At 72.2% G+C, this 27,000-nt stretch carries 25 protein-coding genes; 8 read left to right on the top strand and 17 right to left on the bottom strand.

What is annotated here, in order from left to right:
- Positions 1–135 precede the first annotated feature (135 nt).
- On the top strand, positions 136–1,131 hold the full coding sequence (locus tag ISU07_RS15895; protein ID WP_194707803.1) for an ABC transporter permease: 996 nt from the start codon (positions 136–138) through the stop codon (positions 1,129–1,131).
- 192 nt (positions 1,132–1,323) lie between these two features.
- Here ISU07_RS15895 and ISU07_RS15890 read toward each other — a convergent pair whose 3' ends face one another.
- Entirely contained in the window at positions 1,324–1,575 is a 252-nt protein-coding gene (locus ISU07_RS15890; RefSeq protein WP_194707802.1) for a hypothetical protein, read from the bottom strand.
- Positions 1,576–1,714: 139 nt separating this feature from the next.
- Here ISU07_RS15890 and ISU07_RS15885 point away from each other — a divergent pair, with 139 nt between their 5' ends.
- From ISU07_RS15885 to katG, 3 genes are all read left to right on the top strand, one after another.
- Entirely contained in the window at positions 1,715–3,550 is a 1,836-nt protein-coding gene (locus ISU07_RS15885; RefSeq protein ID WP_194707801.1) for a sigma-70 family RNA polymerase sigma factor, read from the top strand.
- Between the two features lie 69 nt (positions 3,551–3,619).
- The gene (locus ISU07_RS15880; RefSeq protein ID WP_194707800.1) at positions 3,620–4,036 is read left to right on the top strand and encodes a Fur family transcriptional regulator; all 417 of its coding nucleotides are present in this window, start codon (positions 3,620–3,622) and stop codon (positions 4,034–4,036) included.
- Positions 4,037–4,083: 47 nt separating this feature from the next.
- The gene (katG, locus tag ISU07_RS15875) at positions 4,084–6,261 is read left to right on the top strand and encodes a catalase/peroxidase HPI (RefSeq protein WP_323742645.1); all 2,178 of its coding nucleotides are present in this window, start codon (positions 4,084–4,086) and stop codon (positions 6,259–6,261) included.
- A 98-nt stretch (positions 6,262–6,359) separates the two neighbouring features.
- Here the strand turns inward: katG and ISU07_RS15870 are convergent, their stop codons facing one another.
- A complete protein-coding gene (locus tag ISU07_RS15870; protein ID WP_323742644.1) occupies positions 6,360–7,547 on the bottom strand; it encodes an NAD(P)/FAD-dependent oxidoreductase in 1,188 nt (395 codons plus the stop codon).
- A 71-nt stretch (positions 7,548–7,618) separates the two neighbouring features.
- On the opposite strand from ISU07_RS15870, the gene ISU07_RS15865 reads away from it, so the two are divergent.
- Positions 7,619–8,308, top strand: a complete 690-nt coding sequence (locus ISU07_RS15865) for a B3/B4 domain-containing protein (RefSeq protein ID WP_194707798.1) — start codon at positions 7,619–7,621, stop codon at positions 8,306–8,308.
- Here the strand turns inward: ISU07_RS15865 and ISU07_RS15860 are convergent.
- Both ISU07_RS15860 and ISU07_RS15855 read right to left on the bottom strand, forming a co-directional pair.
- Positions 8,305–8,907 (bottom strand): DUF1684 domain-containing protein, encoded by a 603-nt coding sequence (locus ISU07_RS15860; RefSeq protein WP_194707797.1) that lies wholly within the window; start codon positions 8,905–8,907, stop codon positions 8,305–8,307. The genes ISU07_RS15865 and ISU07_RS15860 overlap by 4 nt on opposite strands.
- An 18-nt stretch (positions 8,908–8,925) precedes the next feature.
- Entirely contained in the window at positions 8,926–9,339 is a 414-nt protein-coding gene (locus ISU07_RS15855; protein WP_194707796.1) for a VOC family protein, read from the bottom strand.
- A gap of 74 nt (positions 9,340–9,413) precedes the next feature.
- On the opposite strand from ISU07_RS15855, the gene ISU07_RS15850 reads away from it, so the two are divergent.
- Positions 9,414–11,060, top strand: coding sequence for an FAD-dependent oxidoreductase (locus ISU07_RS15850; protein WP_194707795.1), 1,647 nt, complete (start codon positions 9,414–9,416; stop codon positions 11,058–11,060).
- On the opposite strand, the gene ISU07_RS15845 is transcribed toward ISU07_RS15850, so the two are convergent.
- The 12 genes from ISU07_RS15845 to ISU07_RS15790 form a co-directional block, all read right to left on the bottom strand.
- Positions 11,019–11,792 (bottom strand): methyltransferase family protein, encoded by a 774-nt coding sequence (locus ISU07_RS15845; protein ID WP_194707794.1) that lies wholly within the window; start codon positions 11,790–11,792, stop codon positions 11,019–11,021. The two genes, ISU07_RS15850 and ISU07_RS15845, sit on opposite strands and share 42 nt — an antisense overlap.
- Positions 11,793–11,836: 44 nt before the next feature.
- On the bottom strand, positions 11,837–12,862 hold the full coding sequence (locus tag ISU07_RS15840) for an alpha/beta fold hydrolase (protein WP_194707793.1): 1,026 nt from the start codon (positions 12,860–12,862) through the stop codon (positions 11,837–11,839).
- Between the two features lie 37 nt (positions 12,863–12,899).
- Positions 12,900–13,142: a DUF6458 family protein gene (locus tag ISU07_RS15835; RefSeq protein WP_194707792.1), complete on the bottom strand. Its 243-nt coding sequence runs from the start codon at positions 13,140–13,142 to the stop codon at positions 12,900–12,902.
- 138 nt (positions 13,143–13,280) lie between these two features.
- The gene (locus ISU07_RS15830) at positions 13,281–14,534 is read right to left on the bottom strand and encodes a hypothetical protein (protein ID WP_194707791.1); all 1,254 of its coding nucleotides are present in this window, start codon (positions 14,532–14,534) and stop codon (positions 13,281–13,283) included.
- Entirely contained in the window at positions 14,531–15,082 is a 552-nt protein-coding gene (locus tag ISU07_RS15825) for a hypothetical protein (protein ID WP_194707790.1), read from the bottom strand. Before ISU07_RS15825 ends, ISU07_RS15830 begins: the two co-directional genes overlap by 4 nt.
- A 9-nt stretch (positions 15,083–15,091) precedes the next feature.
- Positions 15,092–16,207: an alanine/ornithine racemase family PLP-dependent enzyme gene (locus ISU07_RS15820; protein ID WP_194707789.1), complete on the bottom strand. Its 1,116-nt coding sequence runs from the start codon at positions 16,205–16,207 to the stop codon at positions 15,092–15,094.
- Positions 16,204–17,337 (bottom strand): DUF1611 domain-containing protein, encoded by a 1,134-nt coding sequence (locus ISU07_RS15815; protein WP_194707788.1) that lies wholly within the window; start codon positions 17,335–17,337, stop codon positions 16,204–16,206. Before ISU07_RS15815 ends, ISU07_RS15820 begins: the two co-directional genes overlap by 4 nt.
- A 213-nt stretch (positions 17,338–17,550) precedes the next feature.
- Complete coding sequence (locus ISU07_RS15810) at positions 17,551–17,925, bottom strand: hypothetical protein (protein ID WP_194707787.1); 375 nt, start codon at positions 17,923–17,925, stop codon at positions 17,551–17,553.
- A 3-nt stretch (positions 17,926–17,928) separates the two neighbouring features.
- Complete coding sequence (gene ygiD, locus ISU07_RS15805; RefSeq protein ID WP_323742643.1) at positions 17,929–18,750, bottom strand: 4,5-DOPA-extradiol-dioxygenase; 822 nt, start codon at positions 18,748–18,750, stop codon at positions 17,929–17,931.
- A 7-nt stretch (positions 18,751–18,757) separates the two neighbouring features.
- The gene (locus tag ISU07_RS15800) at positions 18,758–19,159 is read right to left on the bottom strand and encodes a VOC family protein (RefSeq protein ID WP_194707786.1); all 402 of its coding nucleotides are present in this window, start codon (positions 19,157–19,159) and stop codon (positions 18,758–18,760) included.
- Between the two features lie 167 nt (positions 19,160–19,326).
- Positions 19,327–22,242: a helix-turn-helix transcriptional regulator gene (locus ISU07_RS15795; protein WP_194707785.1), complete on the bottom strand. Its 2,916-nt coding sequence runs from the start codon at positions 22,240–22,242 to the stop codon at positions 19,327–19,329.
- A 58-nt stretch (positions 22,243–22,300) separates the two neighbouring features.
- Positions 22,301–23,542, bottom strand: coding sequence for an FAD-dependent monooxygenase family protein (locus tag ISU07_RS15790; RefSeq protein ID WP_194707784.1), 1,242 nt, complete (start codon positions 23,540–23,542; stop codon positions 22,301–22,303).
- 362 nt (positions 23,543–23,904) lie between these two features.
- Between ISU07_RS15790 and ISU07_RS15785 the strand changes: the two genes are divergently transcribed.
- Positions 23,905–25,131, top strand: coding sequence for a hypothetical protein (locus tag ISU07_RS15785; RefSeq protein ID WP_194707783.1), 1,227 nt, complete (start codon positions 23,905–23,907; stop codon positions 25,129–25,131).
- A 13-nt stretch (positions 25,132–25,144) separates the two neighbouring features.
- Here the strand turns inward: ISU07_RS15785 and ISU07_RS15780 are convergent, their stop codons facing one another.
- The gene (locus ISU07_RS15780; protein WP_194707782.1) at positions 25,145–25,798 is read right to left on the bottom strand and encodes a TetR/AcrR family transcriptional regulator; all 654 of its coding nucleotides are present in this window, start codon (positions 25,796–25,798) and stop codon (positions 25,145–25,147) included.
- A 64-nt stretch (positions 25,799–25,862) separates the two neighbouring features.
- On the opposite strand from ISU07_RS15780, the gene ISU07_RS15775 reads away from it, so the two are divergent.
- On the top strand, positions 25,863–26,999 hold the full coding sequence (locus tag ISU07_RS15775) for a hemerythrin domain-containing protein (RefSeq protein ID WP_194707781.1): 1,137 nt from the start codon (positions 25,863–25,865) through the stop codon (positions 26,997–26,999).
- The last annotated feature ends 1 nt before the right edge of the window (position 27,000 follow it).

Genomic DNA, 27,000 nt, shown 5'->3' with positions numbered 1-27,000 from the left:
GCGCCATTTCTGGCACCCCACGCCAGGACGCCATCGGGTCACGGGAACGTCACGGACGGCGCCGTACGTCACGCTTCGACGTTCGTTTGCCGGCGAATGGTTGTCGTGGGGCGCGGGCGGCAAGACGATCCGCTCATGTTCGGGTACATCGTCCGGCGGCTGGTGGCCGGCATGCTCGTCGCCGTCGCGGTGTCGATGGTCGTGTTCGCGATCTTCTTCTACGGCCCGAACGACCCGGCCCTCGCGTACTGCCCGGAGTCGCGGTGCACGCCGCAGCGCCTGGACAACATCCGGCACAGCATGGGCCTGGACCGGCCGGCGCCGAAGCAGTACGTCGAGTACATGAGCGGCTACGTGAAGGGCCGCCACATCCAGTCGGGCGGCATCTCGATGGACTGCAGCTGGCCGTGCATGGGCGTCTCGTTCAAGTACCGCGTGCCGGTCTTCCCGTACCTGCGCGACAAGCTGCCCGCGACCATGTCGGTGGCCGTCGGCGGGGCGATCTGCTTCCTGGTGCTCGGCCTCTCGACGGGCGTCTTCGCGGCCCGCAAACGGGGCACGCCGGCCGACAAGGCGATCGTCAGCACCAGCCTGTTCATCAACGCCATCCCGTTCTACCTGCTGCTCCTGCTGGCCTACCTCTACCTGGTGCAGGCGCTCGGCATCTTCCCGGCGACCGGGTACTTCTCCCCGGCCTCCGAGGGGCTGCTCAAGTACGTCGGCGGGATGCTGCTGCCCTGGCTGATGATCGGCATCGGCTTCGCGACGCAGTACGCCCGGTTCAGCCGCGGCAGCATGGTCGACACCCTGAACGAGGACTTCGTGCGCACTGCCCGCGCCAAGGGCCTCTCGGAGAAGAGGGTCGTGCTCAAGCACGGCCTGCGCGCGGCGATCGTGCCCATCGTGACGATCTTCGGCCTGGACTTCGCCGGCCTGCTGGCGGGCACCGTCTTCACCGAGAAGATCTTCGGCATCCAGGGTCTCGGCCTGGCCGCGCTCGACGCGGTGCAGCGCACCGACCTGCCGATCATCTCCGCCACGGTGCTGATCGGCGCCACCCTCATCATCGTGGCCAACATCGTGGTCGACGTGCTGTACAGCGTCATCGACCCGCGCGTCCGGCTGACCTGAGATCCGGCCGCACCGGCCGCGACCGGACCAGACCGCGCTGGACCACCGGCCAGGCGTGGAGCGACGGTCCGCGTGATCCCGGGCCCCCCGGGAGCGTCTACCGAGTACGGGGCGACTCGACGTCGCCGGCCCTGCTCGGACAGCTGGGGGGCTGCTACCCGAGCACCGGCAGCCGTTCCCCGCGCCCACCTCTCACGGCGCGGGGGACGGCCCTCCAGCGGAGACTCGCGACTTCGCGCGACGCTCCCCGAAGTCCTGCCCGAGCTCGGGTCCGAGGTCGGTACCCAGGTCCTGGGCGAAATCGGGCTCGATGACCTCCGCCGGGGATGCCTGGCCGACGGTCAGGTACCGGTGCACGCGACCCGGTCGCGGGAGCTCGAGCTCGCGAAAGGTCACGTCCACGACGTGACGTTTCACGGTCCACCCCAGCGGCTCGCGATCCATGCCACACTCCCTCGTGGAGCCCCTCGGCTCCCCTGTGAGCTGCACCTGTGAGAGGTACACGCCCCGGTGATGTCAGCATGCCGTGCCGGGGACGATTGCGCCTCCCCGGTACAGTCCGGTTGCCGTAGGTCAGAGGGACGTGGACGTGGAACTTGGCGACGAGCTGAGCCGGCTCGGTGACGCGGACCTGGTGGCCCGCGCCCGCGACGGTGAGGACGCCCCGTACGCCGAGCTGTTCCGCCGTCACCGCCCCGCCGCGACCGCCCTCGCGCGCACGCTGACCGACCGCGCGGCCGCCGACGACGTGGTGGCCGAGGCGTTCGAGAAGCTGCTGACGCGCATCCGTGCCGGCGGCGGGCCGCAGTCGGCGTTCCGCCCGTACCTGCTCCAGACCGTGCGCACGGTCTCGGTCGACGCATCACGGCGCACGCGCCGGCTCGTCGTCGCCGACGACCCGGAGGCCGCGGCCGAACCGGACGCGCCGCCCGAGGACTCCCTGTTCGACACCGTCTACGAGCGGACCACCCTGGCCCGGGCGTTCGGGGCGCTGCCCGACCGGTGGCAGACGTTCCTGTGGCTGTCGTTCGTCGAGGGCGCCGACCGCCAGGAGATCGCGACCATCCTCGGCATCAACGTCGGTGGTGTCTCGGCGCTCGGCTACCGCGCTCGCGAGGGCCTGCGCCGCGCGTACCTCGACGCCCACCTGGTCAGCGCGCCGACCACGACCTGCGCGGAGGTCTGGCCGCTGCTGTCCGGCGCCGTGCGGGGTGGCCTGACGCCGGCCCAGAGCAAGAAGGTGGACGGCCACGTCGCGGCGTGCGAGTACTGCCGCAGCGCGCTGGCCGAGCTCGACTCCGTCAACGCCCGTCTCGGCGTGCTGCTCGCCCCCCTGGTCCTCGGTGCCGCCGCGCCGGCCTACCTCGGCGCGGTCGGGCAGGCCCACGGTGCCGCCTCGTCCGGGACGATCGGCCCGGGCGCCGTCGAGACGAGTGGCTCGGCCGCCAAGGCCGGGATCCTCGGCCTGGTCAAGGGCGGCGCGGCCAGCATGGCGGTCGTCGCGTCGACCTCCACCGTCGCGCTGGTCGCGATGCTGGCCGTGTTCACCGCACCGCTCGGTTCCGAGCCGTCCGCCGACCCGGGTCCGGACCAGATCACCTCGGACGTCGCCAACCGGCTGGGCAGCCAGCCGACCGAGGGCCTGTCGGCGCCCACCGCGACCGACGGCTCGGCCACACCGGCTCTGGCGACGAGCGGGGGCGCACCCACCTCGGGAGTGACCCCGACGGCCGGTCCGCCGACCGCGTCGACCGACCCCTCGGGTGGCCCGACCGGCCTCCCGACGTCCGGCGGGCCGACGACGTACCCGACGTACAACCCGACGACGCTGTGGACGACGACGCCGACGGTCGGCCCCACGGGCGGGCCGACCAGCCACCCGACGCCCACGGGTGTCGGCGACCCGACGACGCTGCCGACGTCGGACACCAGCCCGACCGACGCACCGACCGGGGGAGGCGGCCCGGCCTCGTCGGCCACCCCCGACCCGACCCAGGACCCCACTGCTGCCGTGAACGTCGCGGCGAGCCTGGGCACCCTCACCCTCACCCCCCGTCCGGAGTCGCCCGGCCTTCCCATGCAGGTCGCGGTCCCGGTCTCGCTCTCGGGCGGCACGGCCGACCTCGCGATCGACGTCACGGTGGCGGGACTCACCAACTACGTCGAGGTCACGGGCGGCTCGTACGGCGCGTGGACCTGCGGCGCGATCACGCCGATGGCCGGCAACCCGAAGATCGCCAAGGTGCAGTGCCAGCTGCCGAACGCCGCACCCAAGGACGCGCTCGACCTCGGCCTCAACATCAACTACGTCAGCGACTCCGCCTCGTTCACCGCCGACCTCAGCGTGCTGACCCCCGCCGTGGACGCCACCGCCGGGGACGACACCTCCACGACGACCCTGCCGCCCCGCCACTCCTGACGATGGCCGGCGCGCGGCCGTGCGCGTCACTTTCTTGACTGGTTCAAGAAAAGGTACTTGGATCGACGGGTGACCCCGACCGACCACGAGCAGCGGCTGCGGGGGGTGGGGCTGCGGGTGACGCGGCCCCGGGTGGCGGTGCTGGCGGCGGTGCACGAGGCGCCGCACGCCGACACGGACGCGCTGATCGGCGTCGTACGCCGTGACCTCCCGGACGTGTCGCACCAGGCGGTGTACGACAGCCTGCGCACCCTCACCGAGGCCGGCCTGGTACGACGGATCCAGCCGCGCGGGCTGGTGGCGCGGTACGAGTCGCGGGTCGGCGACAACCACCACCACGTCGTGTGCCGGTCGTGCGGCGTGATCGCCGACGTCGACTGTGCGGTCGGCGAGGCGCCGTGCCTGGTCGCCTCCGACGCCGGCGGCTTCGTGATCGACGAGGCCGAGGTCGTCTACTGGGGCCGCTGTCCCTCCTGCACCGATTGACCCCATCCCAGCAACCAGCCCAACCAACGAGAAGGAAGTGGACATCTGTGTCCGAGAGCAGCAACCCGGCCATCAAGGCCCCCCAGGCCAAGACCCAGCGGCCCCGTTCCAACCAGGACTGGTGGCCCAACCAGCTGAACCTCGCCGTCCTCCACCAGCACCACCCGCGGGGCAACCCGTTGGGTGCCGACTTCGACTACCGCGAGGCCTTCGCGAGCCTCGACGTCGAGGCGCTGCGCAGCGACCTGGTGGCCCTGATGACCGACTCGCAGGACTGGTGGCCGGCGGACTTCGGCCACTACGGCGGGCTGTTCATCCGGCTGAGCTGGCACGCGGCCGGCACGTACCGCATCGAGGACGGCCGCGGCGGGGCGGGTGACGGCGGGCAGCGGTTCGCGCCGCTCAACTCCTGGCCCGACAACGCCAACCTCGACAAGGCCCGTCGGCTGCTGTGGCCCATCAAGCAGAAGTACGGCCAGTCGATCTCGTGGGCCGACCTGCTGGTGCTCGCGGGCAACGTGGCCCTGGAGTCGATGGGGGTGGAGACGTTCGGCTTCGGGTTCGGGCGCGCCGACATGTGGGAGCCCGAGGAGATCTTCTGGGGCCCGGAGGACGCGTGGCTGGGCGACGAGCGGCTCGGCGGCAACGACGAGATCGAGGGTCCGCTGGGCGCGGTCCAGATGGGCCTGATCTACGTCAACCCCGAGGGTCCGCAGGGCGTGCCGGACCCGCTCGCCGCCGCGGAGCACATCCGGGAGACGTTCCGCCGGATGGCCATGAACGACGAGGAGACGGTGGCGCTGATCGCCGGCGGCCACTCGTTCGGCAAGACCCACGGTGCTTCCTCGGGTGACCACGTCGGCCCCGAGCCGGAAGGTGCCCCGCTGGAGAGCCAGGGCCTCGGCTGGGCGAACACCTACGGCACCGGCAAGGGCGCCGACGCCATCACCAGCGGTCTCGAGGTGACCTGGACGCCGACGCCGACCCGGTGGGGCTCGGGCTTCTTCGACAGCCTCTTCGGCCACGAGTGGGAGCTGACGGAGTCGCCGGCCGGCGCCAAGCAGTGGGTCGCCAAGGACGCCGATGAGACGTACCCCGACGCGTTCGACTCCTCCAAAAAGCACCGGCCCACCATGCTCACCACGGACCTCGCGCTGCGCCAGGACCCGGCGTACGAGGCGATCTCGCGGCGCTTCCACGAGGACAACGCGGCGTTCCAGCTGGCCTTCGCCAAGGCCTGGTACAAGCTGCTGCACCGCGACATCGGCCCGGTCTCGAGGTTCCTCGGCCCCTGGGTGCCGGAGGCCCAGCTGTGGCAGGACCCCGTGCCGGCGGTGGACCACGAGCTGGTGGACGACGTGGACGTCGCCGACCTGAAGGCCACGCTGCTCGGCTCCGGCCTCACCGTCGCCCAGCTGGCGACGACCGCCTGGGCGTCGGCGGCCAGCTACCGGACGACCGACAAGCGCGGCGGCGCCAACGGAGCGCGGCTGCGGCTCGAGCCGCAGCGCAGCTGGGCGGTCAACCAGCCCGACGAGCTGGCGAAGGTCCTGCCGGTCCTCGAGGGGATCCAGCAGGCCTTCAACGAGGGCCAGTCCGGCGGCAAGCGGGTCTCGCTGGCCGACGTGATCGTGCTCGGCGGGGCAGCGGCCGTCGAGAAGGCCGCCCGCGACGCGGGCCACGACGTCACCGTGCCCTTCACGCCGGGACGGACCGACGCCTCCCAGGAGGAGACCGACGTCGAGTCGTTCGCGGTCCTCGAGCCCAAGGCCGACGGGTTCCGCAACTACGTGCGGCCGGGCGAGAAGCAGCAGCCCGAGGTCCTGCTCCTGGACCGGGCCTACATGCTCGAGCTGGGGTCGCCCGAGCTGGCGGTACTCGTGGCCGGCCTCCGGGCCATCGGCACCAACGTCGGTGGGTCGTCGCGCGGTGTCCTCACCGACCGGCCCGGACAACTGACCAACGACTTCTTCGTCAACCTGCTGGCGGCAGGTACGGAGTGGAAGGCCTCGCAGTCCGAGGAGGGCGAGTACGAGATCCGCGATGCCCGCACCGGTGACGTGCGCTGGACGGCGTCCGCGGTCGACCTGGTCTTCGGTTCCAACTCCCAGCTGCGCGCGATCGCCGAGGTCTACGCCTCGGCCGACGCCGACGAGAAGTTCGTCCGCGACTTCGTCGCCGCGTGGGCGAAGGTCATGGACATCGACCGCTTCGACGTCCGGTAGGTCGTCGCCTCCCGCGATTCGTCAGCGATCCTCCGGGTGCTCCCCGCGGGGCAATCGCTGACGAATCGCGGGACCGACGTGCGGGGTCAGGTCCATGGTCAGCGAGTCCTGTGCGGGAAGGGCAGGGCGATCGGGTCGGCCGCCAGGCGGCTGTTCCCGTCGGCGTCGAACCGGTCGAGGCCGAGGTCGGTGAGGTCCAGCAGGTCGGTCCGTCCGTCGAGCACCAGGTCGGCCGTGGCGCGGGAGACGCCCGGGCCCCACATCATCCCGTGGCCGCCGGCGCTGGCGACGACGGCACCGTCGACCCGTCCGTCGGGCCGCACCAGGGGACCGATGATCGGGAGGTGGTCCGGCGTGTAGTCGATGGTCGCGGCCCAGGCGCGGCGCACGCCGAGTCCGCGGGTGGCGGGGTACAGGTCGCCGACCCGCTCCCGCATCTTCTCGAAGTACGGCCAGTCGACCTCGAGCCCCGGCCCCGGCTGCTCGTCGGGGTTGCTCATGCCCCAGAGCAGGCCGCCGTCGTCACCGGGTCGCCAGTAGATGCCCGACGTCACGTCGAAGACCATCGGGAGTGCGTGCACGTCGACGCCCGGCACCGGCTCGGTCACCACGACCTGGTGGCGGGTGCCGCCGGCCACGACCCGGGCGCCGGCCAGCTCGCCGACCCGGGCGAGGTCGGGCCCACCGGTGAGCACCACGGCGTGGGTCTCGATCGGGCCGGCGCTGGTCTCGACGGCGACCACGTGCCCGTCCTCGACCCGGAGACCGGTGAAGGCGCAGCGTTCGCGGACCGCCACCCCGAGGTGGACGAGCGCGGCGGTGTAGGCCAGCACGTTGCGCGGTGCGTCGATGTACCCGTCGCCCGCGGCGTACGACGCGCCGCTGGTCACCCCGGGCGCGAGCCCGGTGCGGCGGCGGTCGACCTCGTCGCCGTCCCACCACTCGACGTCCAGCCCCAGGGACCGCTGGAGGGCGATCCGCTCCTGCGCGGCGGCGACCTCCTCGTCGGTGAAGCACGGCATCAGGTACCCCTGGGCCACGAACCCGGAGTCGAGCGGGTAGCGGTCCGGCTGGCCGGCGTAGAAGTCGCGGCTGAACATCCCCAGCCGGATCGCCGCCTCGGTCCCGCCCTGTGCGCGCACCATCCCCGCAGCCCGGCTGCTCGCCCCGGCGCCCAGCGTGGCCGCCTCGACCAGCACGACGCTGCGGCCGGCCTCGGCCAGGAAGCAGGCCGTCCACGCGCCGAGGGTCCCCCCGCCGACGACCACCGCGTCCACGCTGCTCACGGCCCCGACTCTCTCCCAGACTGAACGTTCAGTCAATCGCGCGCCCGCAGGGAGCAGGGCAGGATGGCGGCGTGAGGGAGTCGACCGACCTGGACGCGTACCTGGCCGGGGCCACGGTCGACGACGACGTGTTCGCCGTCCGCCCGGACTACCGCGTGCTGCTGGTCGCCGTGGCCGGGCTGACGCCGGGACCGGGCGACGCCGCGAGCGAGGCACTGCTCGCGCGGGCCGAGACCTCGGTCGCGGGCCCGGCCGACGAGCTCGAGCACGTCGCGGCCTGGCGCGAGGCGTACCGCGCGTTCGGCGCCAAGCCCACGCGTACCCGCAACAGCCTGGAGGCGCTGGTCCGGCGGGCACCCGCCGGGCTGCCACGCGTGAACCGGCTGACCGACGTCTACAACGCGATCTCGGTGCTGCACCGCGTGCCCGTGGGCGGCGAGGACCTGGACCGGTACGACGGGCCGCCCCGGCTGGTCCGCGCGCAGGGGGACGAGGTGTTCGACACCGTCGCCGACGGGGAGCCGGTGCTCGAGCACCCGGAGCCCGGCGAGGTCGTCTGGCGCGACGGCGTGGGCGTGACCTGCCGACGGTGGAACTGGCGCCAGGGCCGGCGGACGGCGCTGACCGACGACACGACCGCCACGATCTTCATCTTCGACGCACTGGCCCCGATGACGGACGACGCCCTGCGCGCAGCGGCCGACGACCTGGTCGCGCACCTGGGCGCGCTCGACGCCCGGCGACGGCTGATCGGCCGCTAGGACAGCGCCAGCTCGCCCACCGGGACCTCGACGTCGACCCGGTTGCCGGGCGGCGCGAGGGGACAGGCCCACGACGGGTCGTAGGCGCACGACGGCGCGTAGGCGAAGTTGAGGTCGATGACGAGGCGGCCGCCGTCACCGCCGAGGTCCGCGCCCTTGACCGTGTCGAGCAGGTAGCGGCCGCCGCCGTACGCCCCGCCCGGTCGCCCGCAGCCGGCGTCGCGCAGCGGCACGAACAGCCCGCCGCCGTACGACGTGAGCCGCCAGACGTCGACGTCCCCGACCCCCGGCAGGGGCGCGACGCCGAGCTGCTCGAACGCGACCACGCCATCGGTCCCCGTCTGCACCTCCCACGGCGTCGGCTCGGCCGCGCGCACCTCGACCTCGAACCGCCAGGCCGGGTCGTACGGCGCGACCGTCAGGCCGCGGAAGCCCTCGCGCAGGTCGGGGAGCAGGGGCGAGGCGGCGTGGTGCGCGAACAGGTCGTCCCGTACCTCGCGCCACCGGGCGTGCCCGGCCGCCGGGTCGGCCTCCGCCCGTACCTCGGCGTACAGCGCGAAGACGCGCCGCCGCCAGTCGACTACGTCGTAGGCATCCATCCCACGATCCTGTCGTGCCTACTGCACGAGCAGGCAGAAGGGGTGGCCGGCGGGGTCGGCGAGCACGTACAGCGGCTCGCCGTCGTCGGCGGACCGGTCGTGGAGCACCCGGGCGCCGAGCTCGACGGCGCGGGACCGGCTCGCCTCGAGGTCCTCGACCGTCGGGACCTTGAAGTCCATGTGCATCTGCATCGGCACCTCCTCCGACGGCCAGGTCGGGGGAGTGGTGTCGGGCTTCTGCTGGACGGTCACCACCCGGCGGCCGTCGTCGTCGAGCAGGACCAGCCAGTCCGCGTCATCGGGGCTGCCGTCGGTCGGCGGCTCCTCGCCCTCGCGGTAGTGCAGGCCGAGCAGCTGCCGGTAGAACTCCGCGAGCCCGCGACAGTCGCGGGCGTCGATCGCGGTGTGGAGGAGTACGGGGTGGCCGGCCATCCGTCGACCCTAGTCAGGACGCGGTCGGTGGCGGTCGGCCCGGCGGCTGATCGCGGGGTTACGCTGCGAGCCCTATGAGGCCGATCCCCGAGCCCGACGAGCGGACCCTGTACTCGTCCCGCCGCGAGGACGACGTCGATGCGCTCGCCTGGCCGGTGTTCAGCGAGGACGCCTTCGAACTGCTGCGGTCGGTCGGCCAGGAGCTGCACCCCGAGGCGGGCGAGGTGCTCTGGGAGGCCGGCGACCCGTACGACCTCAATGTCGTGCTCTCCGGCGGCGTGCTGCTCGTCGACCAGCGAGACGACCGGGTGGTCTTCGTCGTCGAGGCGGGCGACTTCGTCGGCGAGCTCGGCATGCTGATGGGCCAGCGCGCCTTCCTGCCGGGCGTGGCGATGGTGGACACGGTGCTGCTGCGCGTGCGGGTCGAGGACCTGCGCGGGCTCCTCGAGATCTCCGGCGGGCTGAGCGACGTCGTGCTGTCGGCGCTCGACGCCCGGCGCACCATGCTCAAGCGGATGGGCGAGGGCGGCCTCGTGCTCGCCGGGGACGACGACCGGGACCTGCACCGGCTCCAGGACTTCGCCGAGCGCAACCAGATCCCGTACCGCACCGTCGTACGGTCCGACGTCACCGCGTGGTCCGAGCTGGCGGCCACCTGCACGCTGCCCGAGACCGGGTCCGCGGTGGTGACCGGGGGCCGGCAGGTGCTGCCCTCGCCGTCGACCCGCGACCTCGCCACCGCGCTCGGCATCGACCTCTGGGGCCTCGAGGGCGGGGACACCAGCTGCGAGCTGCTCGTGGTCGGCGCCGGGCCGGCCGGGCTGGCCGCGGCGGTGTACGGCGCGTCCGAGGGGCTCGACGTCGTCGTGGTCGAGGACGTCGCGATCGGTGGCCAGGCCGGCAGCTCGTCGCGGATCGAGAACTACCTCGGCTTCCCCTCCGGCGTCTCCGGGGTCGGGCTGGCGCGGGCCGGGATGCTGCAGGCGGTGAAGTTCGGCACCCGCCTCGTCTCGCCCCGCTCGGTCACCGGACTGTCCCGCGTCCCCGAGGGGTTCCGCGTCCGGCTCGACGACGAGCACGAGGTCACCGCGTGCGCGGTCGTCGTGGCCAGCGGCGTGCGGTACCGCCGCATGGACGTCCCCGGTATCGCCGACCTCGAGGGCAGCGGCGTCTACTACGCCGCCGGCGAGCTCGAGGCCAAGGTCGTCAAGGGACGCCACGCGGTCGTCGTCGGCGGTGCCAACTCCGCCGGGCAGGCCGCGCTCTTCCTCGCCCGGCACGCCGAACACGTGCACGTGCTGATCCGGCGCGACGACCTCAGGGCGACGATGTCCAACTACCTGGCGCAGCGGCTCACCCACCACGAGCGCATCACCGTGCACCCGAGGTCGGAGGTGGTCGCGGTCCACGGTGACGGCCGGCTGGACGCGGTGACCTGGCACGACCACGGCACCGACCGGGACGTCCGGCAGGACGCGGCCGGCCTCTTCCTGATGATCGGCGCGGAACCTCACACCGGCTGGCTCGCCGGCTCCGGCGTCGACCTCGACGACAAGGGCTTCGTGGTCACGCACGACGGGTTCGCCAGCTCGGTCCCGGGGCTCTTCGCCGTCGGCGACGTCCGCTCCGGCTCGGTCAAGCGGGTGGCCTCGGCGGTCGGCGAGGGGTCGGTGGTCGTGTCAGCGGTGCACGCTCACCTCGCGACCCTCGACATGCCCTGACGCCGGACGACGGCGCGGGTACCAGGGCACGAGGGCTGGCACTCGCGCGGCGTACGCGTCGTACGCCGCCCCGAACGTCCGCCGCAGGTCGCGCTCCTCGAAGTGGACGCCGATCGCGATGTACCCGGTCGAGGCGGCCGCGAACAGCAGGTGCGAGACGCCCATGTGTGGCGTCGCCCAGAAGGCCAGCAGCAGACCGGTCATCAGCGGGTGCCGCACGAACGCGTACATCCCGCCCACCTCGAGCTCGGTCGAGACGGCCCGGGGCGCGGCCCAGCCGGCCTGCCGCAGCCCGGTCAGCTCAGCGTGGTCGACGGCGAAGGTCGCGGCGATCGCCAGCACCCAGCCGGCGGCGCAGAGAGCCCAGAACAGGAACGCGAACGGCGAGGACACGTGCCAGACCTCGCCGCCGAACGGCTGCCACAGCCACACCAGCAGGGCGAGGCACAGGTCGGTGGCGAGCACGTACGTCGTGCGCTCGAGCGGGGCGGGCACCCGCCGGCGCATCCAGCCCTTGACCGAGCGTCGCGCCATCACGGAGTGCTGGGCGGCGAAGAGCCCGAGCAGCGCCAGGTCGACCACGACGGCGGTCGGGGTGCTCGTGCGGGCCGGACCGTCGACGGTGCGAGGCACGACGACATCGGCCAGGAACGGGATCGTCCACGCCGTGACCGCGCCGAACCCCAGCCAGCCGAGGGCGGAGAGGAACAGGAAGGCAGGTCGTCGGGTCACCCCACCATGCTCCGCCGGCCACCCGCTCCGGCGCAGCCGTGGAACTACCTCACCTGCGCGACGTACCAGGCCGCGACCTGGGCGCGGGACCGGAACCCGAGCCGCAGCCGGATCCGCTCCAGGTGCGACTCGGCCGAGCGCTCGGAGATCGTCAGCCGGTCCGCGATCTCGCGGTTGCTGAGGCCTTCGGCCACCAGGGCGGCGACCTCGGACTGGCGCGGGGTGAGGCTCGTGGGCACGGACCGGCGCAGCCGGGGGAGGCGCAGGAAGCGACGTACCTGCGCCACCACCGCCTCCGAGTCGCCCATGGCCGGCAGGTGCGAGCGGCCCTCGAGCTCGACGAGCTCGGCCCCGCGGATCCGCTGGGCGAGCAGACGGCTCTGCGCGAGCGGCGCCGCGCGGTCACCCTGCCGGTGCAGGACCAGCGTGGGCGCCTGGATCCGCTCGAGGGCAGGACGTACGTCGAGCGAGTACGCCAGCGACAGCAGAGCCACCGCCGACTCCGAGGACGACGCGGCCCGCTGGTACCAGGCCAGCACCCGGCGTGTGCCGGCGTCGGTCTCGGGCGCGAACAGGTCGGTGAGCAGGTCGGAGCCCAGGCCCCAGTGGGACGCAAGCAGGCCGAGCAGGTGGCGGCGGCTGTCGGCGTCGCCGATCGCCGAGCCGTCCGCCCAGCCGCCGTACAGCACGAGTCGGTCGACGGTCGTCGGGTGGTCGGCCGCCCACTGCGCGGCCACGGCGGCGCCGAGCGACCAGCCCAGCAGGTCGAAACGCTCGACGCCCAGTCCCTCGGTCACCGCGCGGATCGTCGCAAGCTCGAGCGCCATCGAGCGCGGACCGTCGTAGGGGTCCGACAGCCCGCAGCCCGGACGGTCGTAGCGCACGAGAGTGCGCCCGGAGGAGAGCGCCTCGTGGAACATCCGTTCGGCGGGGATCGACCAGCCCAGCTCGAGGTGGCTGAGCCAGCCCGGCGCGACCAGCAGCGGCGGTCCGCTGCCGGTCAGCGCGTAGGCGACGCGGCTCCCGTCCTCCAGCCGCGCCGTCCCGAGACGTTGCCTGGTTTCCCCCACCCGCCCAGTGAACCGCAGGCGGGGGCGTCGGTGGTGGTCAGTCGACCCGGTTGCTGCGCTCCTCGACCGTCTGGCTGCCGTCGGAGTGCGTGGTGGTGGCGACCGTGTGCGCGCCGCGGCTGCGGTTCGCGGTGATCGCGGTCAGGACGATGGCGAGCGCGCCGACCGCCGCGAGGATGTAGCCGACCATCGTGAGGTTCACGCCGTTGATGGCGTCCTGGACGGCGAAGGCCAGGATGAGGCCGAGCGCGAGCAGGAAGATGCCGAGTCCGTAACCCATGGGTGGACCCCTTTCGTGAGGTGGCTCAGGGCAGAGCCACGCTACGCAGGGCGTTCGTTCGTGGGCTCACCCGGAAGGGCGGGTGGGGTACACCCCCGCCTCGCCCCCGGATGATCGGCGTCGACCCCACCCGATGCCTCAGGCGAGCGCCGCCACCACCCCGATCGCCGTGGCCACCGCGAGCAGGGACCCGGCGAGCAACGAGGCCGAGCGGCGCAGCCCGCCCGGGAGCCGTGCCACCGTGGCGGCGGTGGCCGCCAGGGCGGCCATCAGCAGGGCGAGGGCGACCGCGTCGCCGTACGTGCCCGCGTGCTCCGAGGCGATCTGGACGTCCTCCTGGCGGTCAGCCAGGCGCTGCCAGTCCGCGGGCTCGGAGGCGAGCCACTCGACGGTGATCGGGTCCACCCCGTCCTCGGCGGTGGGCGCCTCCGTCATGGCCGCGGCGACCTGGAGCCACCGCGCGCCGGCCTGCTCCTCCGCGGTCCCCAGCAGCTGTTGTCCCTGCGAGCCGTCGAGCGTGGCGGCGTACTGCCGTGACAGGCCCGTCATCGACAGGTCGATGCCGCGCATCTGGAGGTCGGACGCCGCGCCGCTGCGGACCTGGCTCACCGTGGCGGACCCGGAGATCTGGGAGATGAGCCGCGACGACTCGGCGGCCGCGCGGCCCGACTCGTCGGAGAGCGCGAGCTGCTCGGCGGTGAGCACCGGCAGCGCGACCCAGGCGGCGAGGGCCAGGGCCCCGATCAGTCTTCCCGTTCGTGGCTCGTTCCACGGAGCCGGGATCAGTCCGACGTCGGGTGCGCTCGCGGGGTCGGTACGGCGTCGCCGGCGACCGCGCACCGCCGCGAGGACGACGTAGGCCGCCGCGACGGCGAGGGCGAGCATCGCCCAGACCGTGGTCCACCGCGCCCAGCCGTCGCCGTCGCGCATGGTCGCCGCGCTCATGTCGAGGTCGGTGACCTCCTCCTTGTCGATGACGTCGCCCAGCCGGCGCGGCACGTCGTACCCGCCGTCGGCCGTCGTGTAGGCGTCGCCGCGGGCGAGCTCGTTGCTGGCCTGGTCGACGTTCATCTCCAGCTGTGCCACCAGCTGGTCGGTGGCGGCGACCTCCCCGGCCACCTCGGGCACGTCCGGCGCGTCCAGGCTCCGCACGGTGTCGCGCCGTACCCGTGCCTGCGCCAGGCCGATCGCCAGCGACAGCTCGGACTGGTAGACGAAGCGGACCGTCTCAACCCGGGCCGTCGTGCTCCGCGCCTCCTGGCGGGTGGCCTGCTGCCAGCTGCCGTTGGCCTTGGCGCCCGACCAGGTGGCGAGCGCCAGCAGCAGGGTGACCACGACCGTGACCGTGACCTGCAGCAGGTTGGCCGTCAGCCACGCGCGGATCCCGGTCATGGGGCCGAGGGTCGGAACTCGACGACGCCGTACTGCCCGTCGAGCCAGAGCGACCCGCCGGACATCGACCACTCGTACTCGTCCGGCGTGAGGTCAGCGAGCGGGCGGTCGGTGTAGCTGTCGCTCGGTGCGTCGGGGTCGGTCAGCGACTCGGTCCCCGACGTCGGCACCAGGCGGAGGGTCGTCCCGTCGATCTCGATGTCGCCCTTGGCGCCGATGGAGAAGCTGAACATGCCGGACGGCCGCTGCTGCATGAGGATCGTGGCGCGCAGGTACGAGCCGTCGGCGTGCATCTCGATGAGGTCCTCGGCCGTGCCCTGGTCGACGCTCTGCCACGTCCCCACCAGCTCGGGCGGGATGGCAGAGTCCTCGTCCACGTCGCTCGGCCCGGTGGACGGGCTCTCGCTCGGGGTCGGCGACGAGGTGACCGTGACGGTCGCCGGTCTCGACGGGCCCGCGGGGTCCGTCGCCGACGACCCGGACGAGCCGCACGAGGTCAGCAGGCCGACGGCGCAGGCCACCCCCACCAGCCGGACGAACGACTCCACGAGAACCACCTACCTCGAGACAGGGCTGTGTCCTCGAAGAGTCGCCGGAAGCCGCGGAGATACCGCGCGACGCTCGACCGTCGCGACGAAGGGTGAGGTCATCGCCCGGAGCAGCGCGCCGTAGCCGACCCCGAAGGCGAGCTCCCCGCCGACGGTCGCCTCGTGGTCCCCGAGGTCCACCACGAGGTGGTCGCTGCTCGTCCCGAGGATCGTGACCCCCTCCGGGGGCACCAGGCCGTCCGGGTCGACGTCCTGCCGGCCGAGGGCGAGGATCCCCTGACGGCACGACCCTCCCGCTCGGGGCGGGGGACGCCGGCCGAAGGCCGTCTGGCCCAGGTCGCCCGAAGGTACGCGGGGCTTGTCGCCCACCTCGATCAGCTCGGCCACGAGGGAGAAGGCGTCGGTCCGCAGGCCCTCGACCGGCAACCGGGTCAGCGGGTCGAGACCTAGGAGGATGGCCTCGCCGAGGCGCAGCTCGTCGACGCGACCGGTGTCGGCGGCGCCCAGGGCCCACCCGAGATTCGCCGAGTTGCCGCCGGACACGATGGTCAGGGCGGACCCGACGGCCCGTTCGACCTCGTCCGCCAGCTCGGACAGGCGCTGCATGTTGCGGTCGTCCGGCGCCACGCCGTGCTGGCAGGCCAGGTTGGTGCCGATGCCGGCGAGGCTCAGGCCGGCCATGCCGCGGACCGCGAGGGCGAGGGGTACCAGGTCGACAGGCAGCACCCCCTCCCGCAGGTCGCCGAGCTCGACCATGAGCACGACAGCGTGTGTCGCACCCCGGTGAGCAGCGCAACGGGAGAGGGCCTCGAGCACCGACGAGTCGGTGTTCAAGCTGGTCGACGCGTGCTGGACGGCAGCGTCGACCTGGCTGAGCATGGGCGAGCGGATGAGTGTTCGCGCTGACCCGACGCCGGCCGAGTCCAGGCGTGCGAGGTTCTCCACCCGGGAGTCGGCCAGGCCGACCGCGCCGCCGCGCAGCATCGCCTCGGCGACACCGGGTGAGCCCAGCACCGCCTTCGTGACCGCGGTGACCCGGATGCCGGTCCGGCCGAGCCGGTCCACGAGCGACCGGGTGTTGGCCTCGATCGCGTCGAGGTCGACCTCGACGCGCGGTGCGCTCATCGGGTCACGACGGCGCGCGACTCCTTCAGGGACGGGAACGCCTCGAGCACCATGGCGGCCAGCTGCTCGAGGGGCCGGGTGAGCGGGTCGGTGGCGGGCAGGCCCAGGTCGAGCTCGATCTCGTCGATGGCGCGCCCGATCGCCGCATCGTCTGCCATTCCCTCGTGGTTGACGGTGATGCCGATGACGCGGGTGTCGGCGAAGCTCTCGATGAGGGCGACCTCGCTGGCGACGGTCGGCACGGCCACCATCGGGAAGTCGCCGAGCACCCGCCGCTCGGGCGCGTGCTGCACGATCACGCCGGCCGGACGGCTGCCGCGCAGGATGTGGGCCGAGGTCAGGTACGCCGGGTGGCTAAGGGCGCCCTGTCCCTCCACGACGATGACGTCCGGGTCCTCGCCCTCGAAGGCGCGGACCACCTGGTCCTCGACCTCCCCGGAGCAGAACTGCGGGACGAGGGCGTCGAGCGCGACGCCGTACTTGCCGCCCTGCATGATCGTGGTCTGACCGGTGCCGACCAGGACGGCCCGCACGCCGGCGTCGTTCAGGGCCCGCACCAGCAGCGTGGCCGTGGTGCGCTTGCCGACGGCGCCGTCCGTGCCCAGCACGGCGATGCGCGGGCACGTCACGTCGAAGATGCGTCCCGAGAAGAGCTTGAGGTCCTTCTTGTCCTTGGGGCGACGCACGTCGGTGATCGTCACGCCGTGCAGCAGCGCGGCCGCCACGAACTCGGGGTCGTCGTTGAGGAAGTCGTGCAGCCCGTTGACGACGTGCATGCCACGGGCGATGCCGTCCAGGAGCACCACGCGCTGCGCCTCGGAGAGCAGCCCGTCGGCCGGCGCCAGGCCGCAGATGAGGTGGTCCGGGACGCGTCCGGCGTGCGCGACGGCCTCGGCCAGCGAGGCCAGCACGGGGACGCCGTTGGGGACGCCGTCCAGGATCGTGCCGGCGTCACCTCCGGCGTGCCGGCTGTCGATCACGCTGAGCACGTCGTACTTCTCGGAGTGCCGCACCAGCCCGTTGGCGGTCTTGCCGTCCTGCTCGCCGAACTGCCCCTCGCAGTACACGACCGCGGAGCTGCCGGCGGGCCTCGACGAGGACGTGCTGGGGACGGGTGACGACACGGACATGTTGCTCCTCTGAATGCTCAGAGGAGGCGACGGGAGCGTCACCGGACCGGGAAGGTCCGACAGAGAACGAGGCGTCTGCCCTGAGGCCCGGCAGAAGTGCCGGGGACCAGGAACGGTAACAGCCGACCCCTGAGGGGCTGCCATCCCGGCGCGAGCCCGATGGCGTCGCTGACCTCCGCCGCCCCCTCGAGACCCCGCTGCGCGGACGCCCGCTCAGGCACACGTCGCGGTGCTCAGGACGGTGAAACCGGCGACGACGACGTCCTCGAAGTCCTCGAAGTCGTCGAAGTCGTCCATGCCCTCGTCCACGCCGCCGCGTCCGCTCGCACCGCTGGGCGTCCACCACACGTGGAGCAGGAGCATGAAGGCGGACACAGTGGTGTAGACGAGGTGCAGGAGCCAGATCGGGCCGGCCGGCAGGCTCAGGACGTAGACGGTGTAGACCGCGTTGCCGATGTTCGTCATGACCAGGTACCCGCGGCTGTACGACGACACGTCGCGGGTACGGACCGCCTGCACCACCATGGGCAGGTTGCTCCCCAGGAACATCAACGTGGAGATGACCCCGGCGAAGGTCACGGCGTTCATCGGTCAGGCCTCCGTCACGGAGCTCTGTGCGGTGACGTCCAGTCCGACGGTGTAGGCAGCCATCGAGACCGAGCCGGCCTGGTGGCCGTCGACGAGCAGCGACATGGGCTCCTCGCCGGCCATCCCGGCCACGTACAGCAGTGGCAGGTAGTGGTCGGGGGTCGGGTGGGCGTCGCCGAAGTCCGGGTGCGCGTCGAGCGCGGCCACCTCGGTGGGCGTCGTGCTCGTCAGCACCGAACGGGCGGCGTCGTCGAACCGCGACGCCCACGTGAAGGCGTCGTCGGGCCGGCTCTTGTCGACGGCTGCCAGGTTGTGCACGACGTTGCCGCTGCCGATGACCAGCACCCCGGAGTCGCGCAGCTCGTTGAGGCGGCGGCCCAGCTCGAGGTGGTAGTCGAACCCCTTGAACGCGTTGAGTGACAGCTGGACGACGGGGATCGTCGCGTCCGGGAAGGCGTGCACGAGGACCGACCACGTGCCGTGGTCGATGCCCCACGAGTCGATGTCGCACCCGACCCAGGTCGGGCTGGCCACGTCGGCGACGTGCTCGGCGAGCTCCGGGAGGCCGGGCGCCGGGTAGCTCACGTCGTAGAGCTCCTGGGGGAACCCGTAGAAGTCGTGGATGGTGCGCGGCCGCGGCATCGCGGTGACCGCGGTGGCGTTGGTGTACCAGTGCGCGGAGATCACCAGGATCGCGTGCGGACGGGGCACCGACCGACCGAACTCACGCCAGGCTTCGGTGTACCTGTTGGGCCGGATCGCGTGCATCGGGTTGCCGTGCCCGATGAAGGCCGCCGGCATCCGCCCCTCGGTCGTGGTGTCCACGGGAACGTCAGGAGCCGGCGAAGGCGATCAGCTGGAGCTGGACGTCGTCGGGGTCGCGGAAGTTCAGCGACCAGCCCCACCCGTGCTCGGTGACCGGGCTGTAGGTGACGCCCCGCGACTCGAGCTTGGCGACCCACTCGTCCAGCGTCTCGCGGTCGGCCACGGTGAAGCCGACGTGGTCGAGCCCGGTGCGGACGGGGTCGAACGCCTCGCCGGCGTTGGTCGGGTGTTCGTTCATGACGACGAACATCGACCAGTCCTCGGGGCCCAGGACGACGGCGTGGCCACCGTTGCCGCCGTGGTGCTCCTCGCGGGCGAGCTCCTTGAACCCGAACAGGTCGCTGTACCAGGAGACGCTCTCCTCGATGTCCGTGACGGTCAGCGCGACGTGGTGAAGGGTGGCGGTCATCTGGGATCTCCTGGTGCCTCGGTGGAGCCCTGGTGGCTCCGCGACACACCGACAGTGCCGTCCGACACGGCCCCGCCACATGGGGGAGGGCCGACATCTTCCTCGCGGGGGCGGCGTTCGATGTCGGTCTGCCCGGCATCGCGACGTACGCCGTGTGGTGACCGAGGTCAGTCGGCGGCAGTGTCGCGCGCGGCGAGCGCGACCAGCTCCGAGCGCGACCGGGTGCCGAGCCTGGCGCCGACGTTGGCCAGGTGTCGCTCGACCGTGCGCGACGACAGGAACACCCGGTCGGCGATCTCCTGGTTGGTCAGTCCCTCGCCGAGCAGGGCCAGCACCTCCGCCTCGCGGGCGGTCACTCCCGCGGTGGCCCACCGTGCCGGCAGGCCGGGCGTGGCCTGGCCCCGACGCGGCACCGGGATGGCCGCTCCCCGCATCAGGGCTCGCACGGCGTCGGCCCCCCGGGTGAGCCCGCGGCTCTCGAAGCCACCCAGGGCCTCGAGCAACCACCGACCCGGGTCACCCCAACCGTCGTCGACGGCGGCCGGGCCGGCGAGCCGGAACCCGTGGTGCAGCCACCCGTCGGCCATCTCGCGCAGCAGCGCCTCACCCTCGGTGAACTCCGCTTCCGCCTCTGCGGTGCGGCCGGCACGGCCCAGTGCCACCGCCCGGGCGAACCTCAGGTACCCGCGAGCCAGCTTGGTCATCGCGGCGTCGGCGGTGTCGGCGGCAGCGACGAGCGCGGCAGCCTCTCCGGCGCTGGTCGAGTCGTGCACCGAGAGCAGCACGCTGAGCCCGCGGGTGGGGTCCTGGGGCGTGGTGGGCAGGCGGGCGAACTCGTCGTTCGCGCGGGCGAAGAAGTCGCGCGTCGCGTCGAGGTCCTCCTCCACGAGCGCGGCCATGCCGAGGCCCGCCAGCACCATGACGTTCACCCCGGGGTCGTCGCCGACCGCAGCCCGGGCGGCCTCCGCGGACCGCTCGACCCCGTCGGCATGACCCAGCACCGCGTGCACCAGGAGCTCCGAGGCATGAGCGATCGCCAGCAGGACGGGCATGCCGAGGCGCTCGGACAGCTCGTCGCAGCGCCGCAGCCGCTCGAGGCTCTCGTCCATGCGGAACCGCAGGAGGTACCACTGCCCGTAGGCGAGCTCGAGGTGCGCGACGATGCCCCACGCCCCGCAGGCCAGCGCCTGGTCGTGGGCGCTGCGCAGCCGCTCGTCGCCGCCACCGGTCAGGGTGTCGAGCCAGGCGAGCTCGCTCGTGGCCCGAGTACGCCAGAGCGCGAGGCCGTGGGTCTCTGCGATCACGCGCGCCCGGTCGAACGCCTGCTCGCTCGCGGCGGCGTCGCTGAGGCGCCAGCACCGGCCGATCACCTCGAGCGCCTCACAGGCGAGCTCGTGGAGGCCCAGCTCCTCGGCCGTCGCGAGCGCGCGTTCGACCAGCGGCAGGGCCGTCCCCGGCCGTCCTTGCCCGAGCGCGGCGTGGGCGGCCACGGTGTCGACGCGTGCGCTCAGACCGTCGTCCGCCGCGGCGGTCGCGGACTCGCGCGCCCGGGCGAGGTGATCCTCGGCGACCTCCCAGACACACGCCGTGACGGCGGCGCGGGCGACGCCGAGGTGGGCGTTGGCGCGCCGTGTCGCCGGGCCGTCGATGATGCGGAGCTGGTCGGCGACCCGGGAGCCGACGACGATCGCCTGGTCGGTCTTCCCGGCCAGCGCGAGCGCCTCGGCCGCCACCTCGTCGATGTCGGCCACGAGGGCGGCGTCGGACGTCGCCGCGCGGGCGCGGTCGAGGATCTGCTCCGCGGAGCCGAGCGCCCCAGTGGCGAGCGACCGGCGTCCGAGCTCCAGCAGCAGGCCGGCGGCGCGCTCGCGCTGGCCGGATCCCTCGGCCAGCCGGGCCGCGACCTCGCACCACTGACCGGGCAGCCCCGGGTGGGACGCCTCCACGACGTCGAGGACCGCAGCGCAGACGAGTGCGCGCTCGGCCGGCAGCAGGTCGTCGAGCACCGCGTCCCGCGTCAAGGCGTGCCGGAAGCGGAACTGGGCACCGGGTTCGGCCACGAGCAGCTGGGCGTCCACCCCGGCCCTCAGCGCGGTCATCACCTCGAGGTCCGGGACCTGCGCGGCGGCAGGGAGCAGCGTCCAGTCGAAACGCCGTCCCAGGACCGCGGCCACTCGCAGCACGCGAGCCGGTTCGGGACCGAGCCCGCGCAGCCGGCCGCGCACGTTCTCGACGAAGCTCACCGGCAGCAGGGGTCCGGCGTCGGTGTCGAACGACCACCCGTGCCCGTCCCACGCCAAGACACCGGCCCCGACCGCGCCGGCGAGGACCTCCTCCACCATGAACGGCAGTCCGTCGGACCAGGTGCGCACGTACTCCAGCAACCCGTCCGGCACCCCGTCCGGCACGCTGACCGAGTCCAGGCACGCGGCGGTCATCCGGCCGAGGTCGTCGGCTGCCAGCGCGTCGAGCTCCAGGACCGTCGCCGTACGGGCCGCCTTCAGTCCTTGCGTCAGCCGGAGCGCGGGGCTCGCCTCCTCCGACCTGACGGTGGCGACGCACAGCACCGGCTGGGTGCGGAGCACGTCGGCGAAGTACTCCAGCACCTCGAGCGTCTCCTGGTCCGCCCAGTGCATGTCCTCGAGCACCAGGAGGGCCCCGGCCTCGCCGGCCGCGGCGGTGAGCAGCCGGACCATGCCCTCGGCGAGCACCACGAGCGGCTCGTGCGTCGCCTCGCCCGCAGTCCGCCACTCGGGCAGCAGCCGGCCGAGCGCCGGCCGGAACGGCGCGAGCTCCGGGAGGCTGGGCAGGCCCTGCCGCCGGAAGTGGCTCAGGAACGCCTCCGAGAACGGCCGGAAGGGGATCGGTACGTCGGCCTGGACGGCCCGGCCGAAGAGCACCTGCATGCCCGACTCGCGGGCACCGGCGACCAGCTCGCTCACCAGCCGGGACTTGCCGACTCCTGCCTCCCCGCTGACGAGGAGCACGCCTCCCGAGCCGCGCCGGGCGTCGGCCAGCGCCGCGCGTGCAATGTCGAGCGGCTGATCGCGCCCGATCAGCTCGCGGCACAGCAGCGCCCGCACCGCTGCAGTATCACCCGCGCCGCGAGACCTTGGGTAGCGTCGCGTCCCGGGGTCGACCTCAGTAGACGTGCAGCCTGGCCAGGAGCCTGTCGGTGTCGTCGACCACCTGGAGCAGGTCCTTGTTGTGCTTGATCATCTGGCTGCGCATGTAGACGCGCAGCCACTGCTGGTACATGAAGGTCTCGTACCGCTCGTTGACGAGCGACATCGGCAGCGCCCTGTTGGCCAGGTGGCCGGCCAGGAAGAAGGCGCACTCGAAGCCGAGCGAGATCGACTGGAAGTACGGCGACCCGATGGCCGAGTCGCCCAGGAGGAACACCGGCGTACGGGCGAGCGGGTGGTCGAGCCCCGACTCGCTCCATCGGCGGGTCGTGTTGTGCCAGGCGTGGTAGACGTCGAGCGGGATCCGGGTGATGTCGAGATCGCCGATCAGCTCCCCGTTGGTCTCGCGCTTCACCTGGTCGATGAAGTTGTCCATGGAGGCCGCGACGCCGGGGAAGTGCTCGCGCAGCCAGGCGCCGTCGAACCGCGACGGCATCGCCTCGAACTCCTCCTTGCTGATGCTCACGATGCCGGTGACGTGCGTGACGCCGTTGTCGTAGCAGGTGCGGTGCACGGCCGGGATGAACTTGTAGCCCGTGCTGTCGACGTTCTTGTAGTACTTGCAGTACTCGTTGCACTCGTAGTGCTCGCCGTACAGGAAGGTGATCACCAGCGAGTACTCGAGGTGGAACTGCTGGGTGTTGCGACCGGGCGCGTCGAGGTCGGCGCCCGGGAGCAGCAGGTCGCGCATCAACGACCGGGTGCCGGTGCAGTCGACGAGGATGTCGTCGGGCTCCAGCATCTCCAGCGCCTCGTCGGGGGTCACCGTGTGTGACTTGCGGTCGACGGTCCCGGTGTCGCGGGACTCGATCAGCTCGGTCAGCCGGCTCTCGACGTCGTTGAGGCGGACGAACCCGCGCGACCACTCCTCCAGGAGGGCGCGCAGGTCGGGCGCGACCGTACGCCGGTAGGCCAGCCGGGCCTCGAGCTCCACCGGGTCGTAGAGCGCCTCGACGTCCTGCCCGTCGACCGGGTCCTCCCGGTAGCTCTCGATCGAGTCGGCGACGAGGTACTTGGCCAGCGAGACCATCCGGGTCCGGGTGTACTCCGACCGCCGTTCGTAGAGGCGGATCTCCTGACCCTCCGCCTCCTGCAGGAGTGCGGCCAGGAAGAGTCCGACCGGCCCGGCACCGACGATGTGGATCCGACCTTGGGGTCGCAACTCGGTAACGGCTGGCATGGTCGAGGTGAGCGTCATTGCGTGATCCTCAGCTTCGGGAATGTGCCGGTGTCGACCCGACAACGATCCGTCGGGAGGGACGGCACCACATGGGGGAGGACCGACAGGTTCGCCACACAGCACCGACGAGGAAGGTGTCGGTCCTGCCCCATGTGGTCGGGCTGCGTCGCGCGGCAGCGTCGTCGCACGACAGCCACCCGAGACAGGAGACGACCATGTGGGACACCGTCGACACGACCAGGGGTACCGCCCACACGGACCTGGACTGAGGCCTCTTGGCAGAGATGGTCGGGGCCAATGGCCCTAGGCGACGCTGCGGACGGTTGAGGAGCCTGGTCTGGAACCGTGAACGGCCGGCTCCGCGCCGCTTGGGAGGACTGATGCGACCACGTCAGCTCGCGCTGTGGCCGTTGCTTCTCGCCGTGCTGACGGTCCCGCAGGCGTCGCCGTCGAGCTCGGCGGCGACCGTCGAGTCGTGTTTCGGCCAGGTGCCGACGGTCGTGGGGACGCCCGGGAAACCGCTGATCGGCACCGAGCTGCCGGACGTCGTGGTCACGAACGGATCCGACGGTGTCGACACCCGTGGCGGGGACGATCTCGTCTGCGTCTCGGGCCTGGTGCGCGGTCAGTACCTCACCGGTAGCGGGGACGACCGGATCGACTCCACGCTGGCGCAGTTCGACGCTGCCTCCCTGTGGATCGAGCCGGGCCCAGGCATGGACGAGGTGTCGGGGACAACTGCCGGCCACATGTACGTGATCAGTGCCGACACCGACGCGGACGTGATCGCCACCGGTAGCGCGTCGGACGACGTCTACGCCGACAGGCAGGACACGGTCAGCCTCGGCGCCGGGTTCGACTTCCTGAATGTCGATCTCGACGGGGAGGTCGTCGGCGGCAGCTACGACGGCGGCACCGGGGCGGACGAGCTGACCGTGAAGCTGCAGCTCCCGGACGGGCATCCAGCCTGGACCATCGACAACGTCTCGCAGCGAATCCTGCGTGACGACACGGTGATCGCCGGCGTCCGCAGCTTCTCGTTGTTCAGAGCCACGGCCTCGGGACCCCTCACGTTCGTCGGCTCGGACGGCGCCGAGAGGTTGAGCACGTTCGGGGTCAACGAGAATCGTGTCCCGAAGTGGCCCCTCCACGTGTCCATGAACGGGGGCCAGGACACCGTGGTCTTCAACGGTGGCGCTCCAGGAGCCGTGTTCGACGGAGGTGAAGGGACCGACTGGTTCGTCTACCGCAGGTCGTACAGGGAGAGCTACCCCTACCGCCTCACCTTCGATCTCGCGAGCGGACTCCTGCGCGACAGGCAGGGCACCTCCGAGGTGACGCGGCAAGCGGTCGGGTTCGAGAACGTCCGCTCCGAGGAGATCGGGAAGGTGACGATCAAGGGAACCAGTGGCCCCAACGTTCTCCAGTCCCGATGGGGGTGGAAGGCGACGGATCGCTCCGTCTTCGCGGGCCGGGCGGGGGACGACGTCCTGGTCGGTAGCGACGGGTACGACGAGCTGATCGGAGGGTCTGGTCAGGACGTCGTGAGAGGTGGAGCAGGTGTCGACCGGTGCGAGGGCGAGACGCGCATCGGCTGCGAGCGCTGAGAAGTGGCGCAGGTCAGCGTTCCGACCCGAGGCGCCCCGGTCGTGCGAGCAGCTGCCTCGCGAGTGCGTCGGTGAGCCACCGCACGTACTTCTCGTCGCTCCATCCGTAGCGCTGCAGGGTCAGGTAGGTCCCGGACGAGGTCAGCATCAGGAGCAGGTCGGTGGCATCGTCGCCGGCCATGCCGGCGCGCAGCCCGAACCGCTCGTCGAGCAGGCCCACGACCTGAGCCAGACCCTCGCGGCGCAGGCGCTCGCCGTGTGCGACGACGGCGGCCGCGTCGGGCTCGTGCGGCGCTGACTCCGCGACCTCCTTGATGGCTGCGGAGCGTCCGAGGATCGCGGTGTTGCCACGGACGAAGGCGTCGAGAGCCTTGCGGCCGGAGCGTGCGGCGAGGAAGTCGGCGAAGAAAGGCTGCTGCATGGGCGGGAGCTGTTCCGGCCCGAGCACGGCGAAGTCGAAGCAGGCCTGGAGCAGCTCGGCCTTGGTGTGGAAGGTGAAGTACACCGTCTGGACGGCTACATCGGCGCGCTCGGCGATGTCGCTCATCCGTGCACCGACGTACCCGGCTTCAGTGAACACCTCGATCGCAGCGCGGATCATCCGCTCCCTGGTCGCCGCCGCCCGCTCTCGTCGGGTCCGCTTCGGGGGCTTGACAGTCCTCGCCACGGCCCTCAAATTAGCAGGAGTCGATCACTAGTGAGGCTCACTAGTGAATCAGTACGGAGTCACCATGACCGCTCACATCTCTGCTGCCCAAGTGTCCGACCCGTGGGAGATGGCTCTGATCCACAGCCTCATCCGGCGCGGGTTCGAACAGGCCGAGGCTGCGGTGCTGAGACCGGGTGCGGCGACGCGCACGGACGCGGTGTCGGAGTACGTCGGCTTCCACCTCGACGGACTTCACGCCCACCATGCGACCGAGGACGAGTTCATCTGGCCGGCGCTGCACGCACGGGCCACCATGTCGGGAGCCCTCATCCGCCGCATGGAAGAGCAGCACTCCGGCCTCCACGACGCGCTCGACGAGACCCAGCGACAGCTGACGGCGTGGGCGGCCGCACCCACCACCGACACGTCGACAGCACTCGCGAGCGCCCTCAGCACCGTGACCGAGCGGCTGATGGAGCACCTCACCGAGGAGGAACGTGACGTCGTGCCGCTGATCGCCGCCCACATCACCCAGGCCGAGTGGGACCACGCCGGGAAGGCCGCCTTCAGCAAGTTCACGCCCACGCAACGCTTCATCGCCATGGGCGAGATGCTCGCCACCGCGGACCCCACGCAGTCCGCCCTGATGCTCGCCGGGATACCCGGACCGATCAAGGTCGTCTGGCGGCTGGTCGGCCGACGCCGCTACGAGCGCCTCATGTCCGCCCTCTGGGGCGAGTCACCGCAGACGAGCAGCATCCACCAGGAGAGCACCTCGACGCCCCGATCCCGGACAGCAGCGTGGGTGACCTGGGCGTACGGCGCCATGTTCGGCGTCCCGGCTGTGCCGGTCGCCGTCTTCCTCGCCGAGAACGGCAGACTTCCCTCGCTCTGGGGGCTGTTCGACATGTACGGCGGTCCCTGGTCCTCCAGCTTCCCTGACGACCGTGTGGTCACCCTCCTCGTGGCGTACGCCGGCCTGGTGCTGGCTGCGGTCTACTCGGGGTGGCTGCTGTGGCAGAGCCGCAAGGCCGGCGCGGTCCTGAACCTGGCTCTCCTGCCGCTCGAGGCGGTCTTCTGGATCGGTTTCGCACTCCCCGTCCCCTGGCTGTTCGCGGTCGCACGAGTCGCACTGGTAGCCCGGGCCTGGCCGGAGCTCTCCGGATCGAACCGTCAGCAGGCTGTCGCCGCGCCGGGTGGGAACCGCCCGTCGACGTGAG

This window comes from Nocardioides islandensis (assembly GCF_015352455.1).
GTDB classification, from domain to species: Bacteria; Actinomycetota; Actinomycetes; order Propionibacteriales; family Nocardioidaceae; genus Nocardioides; species Nocardioides islandensis.
This window is presented reverse-complemented; position numbering and strand designations above follow the sequence as displayed.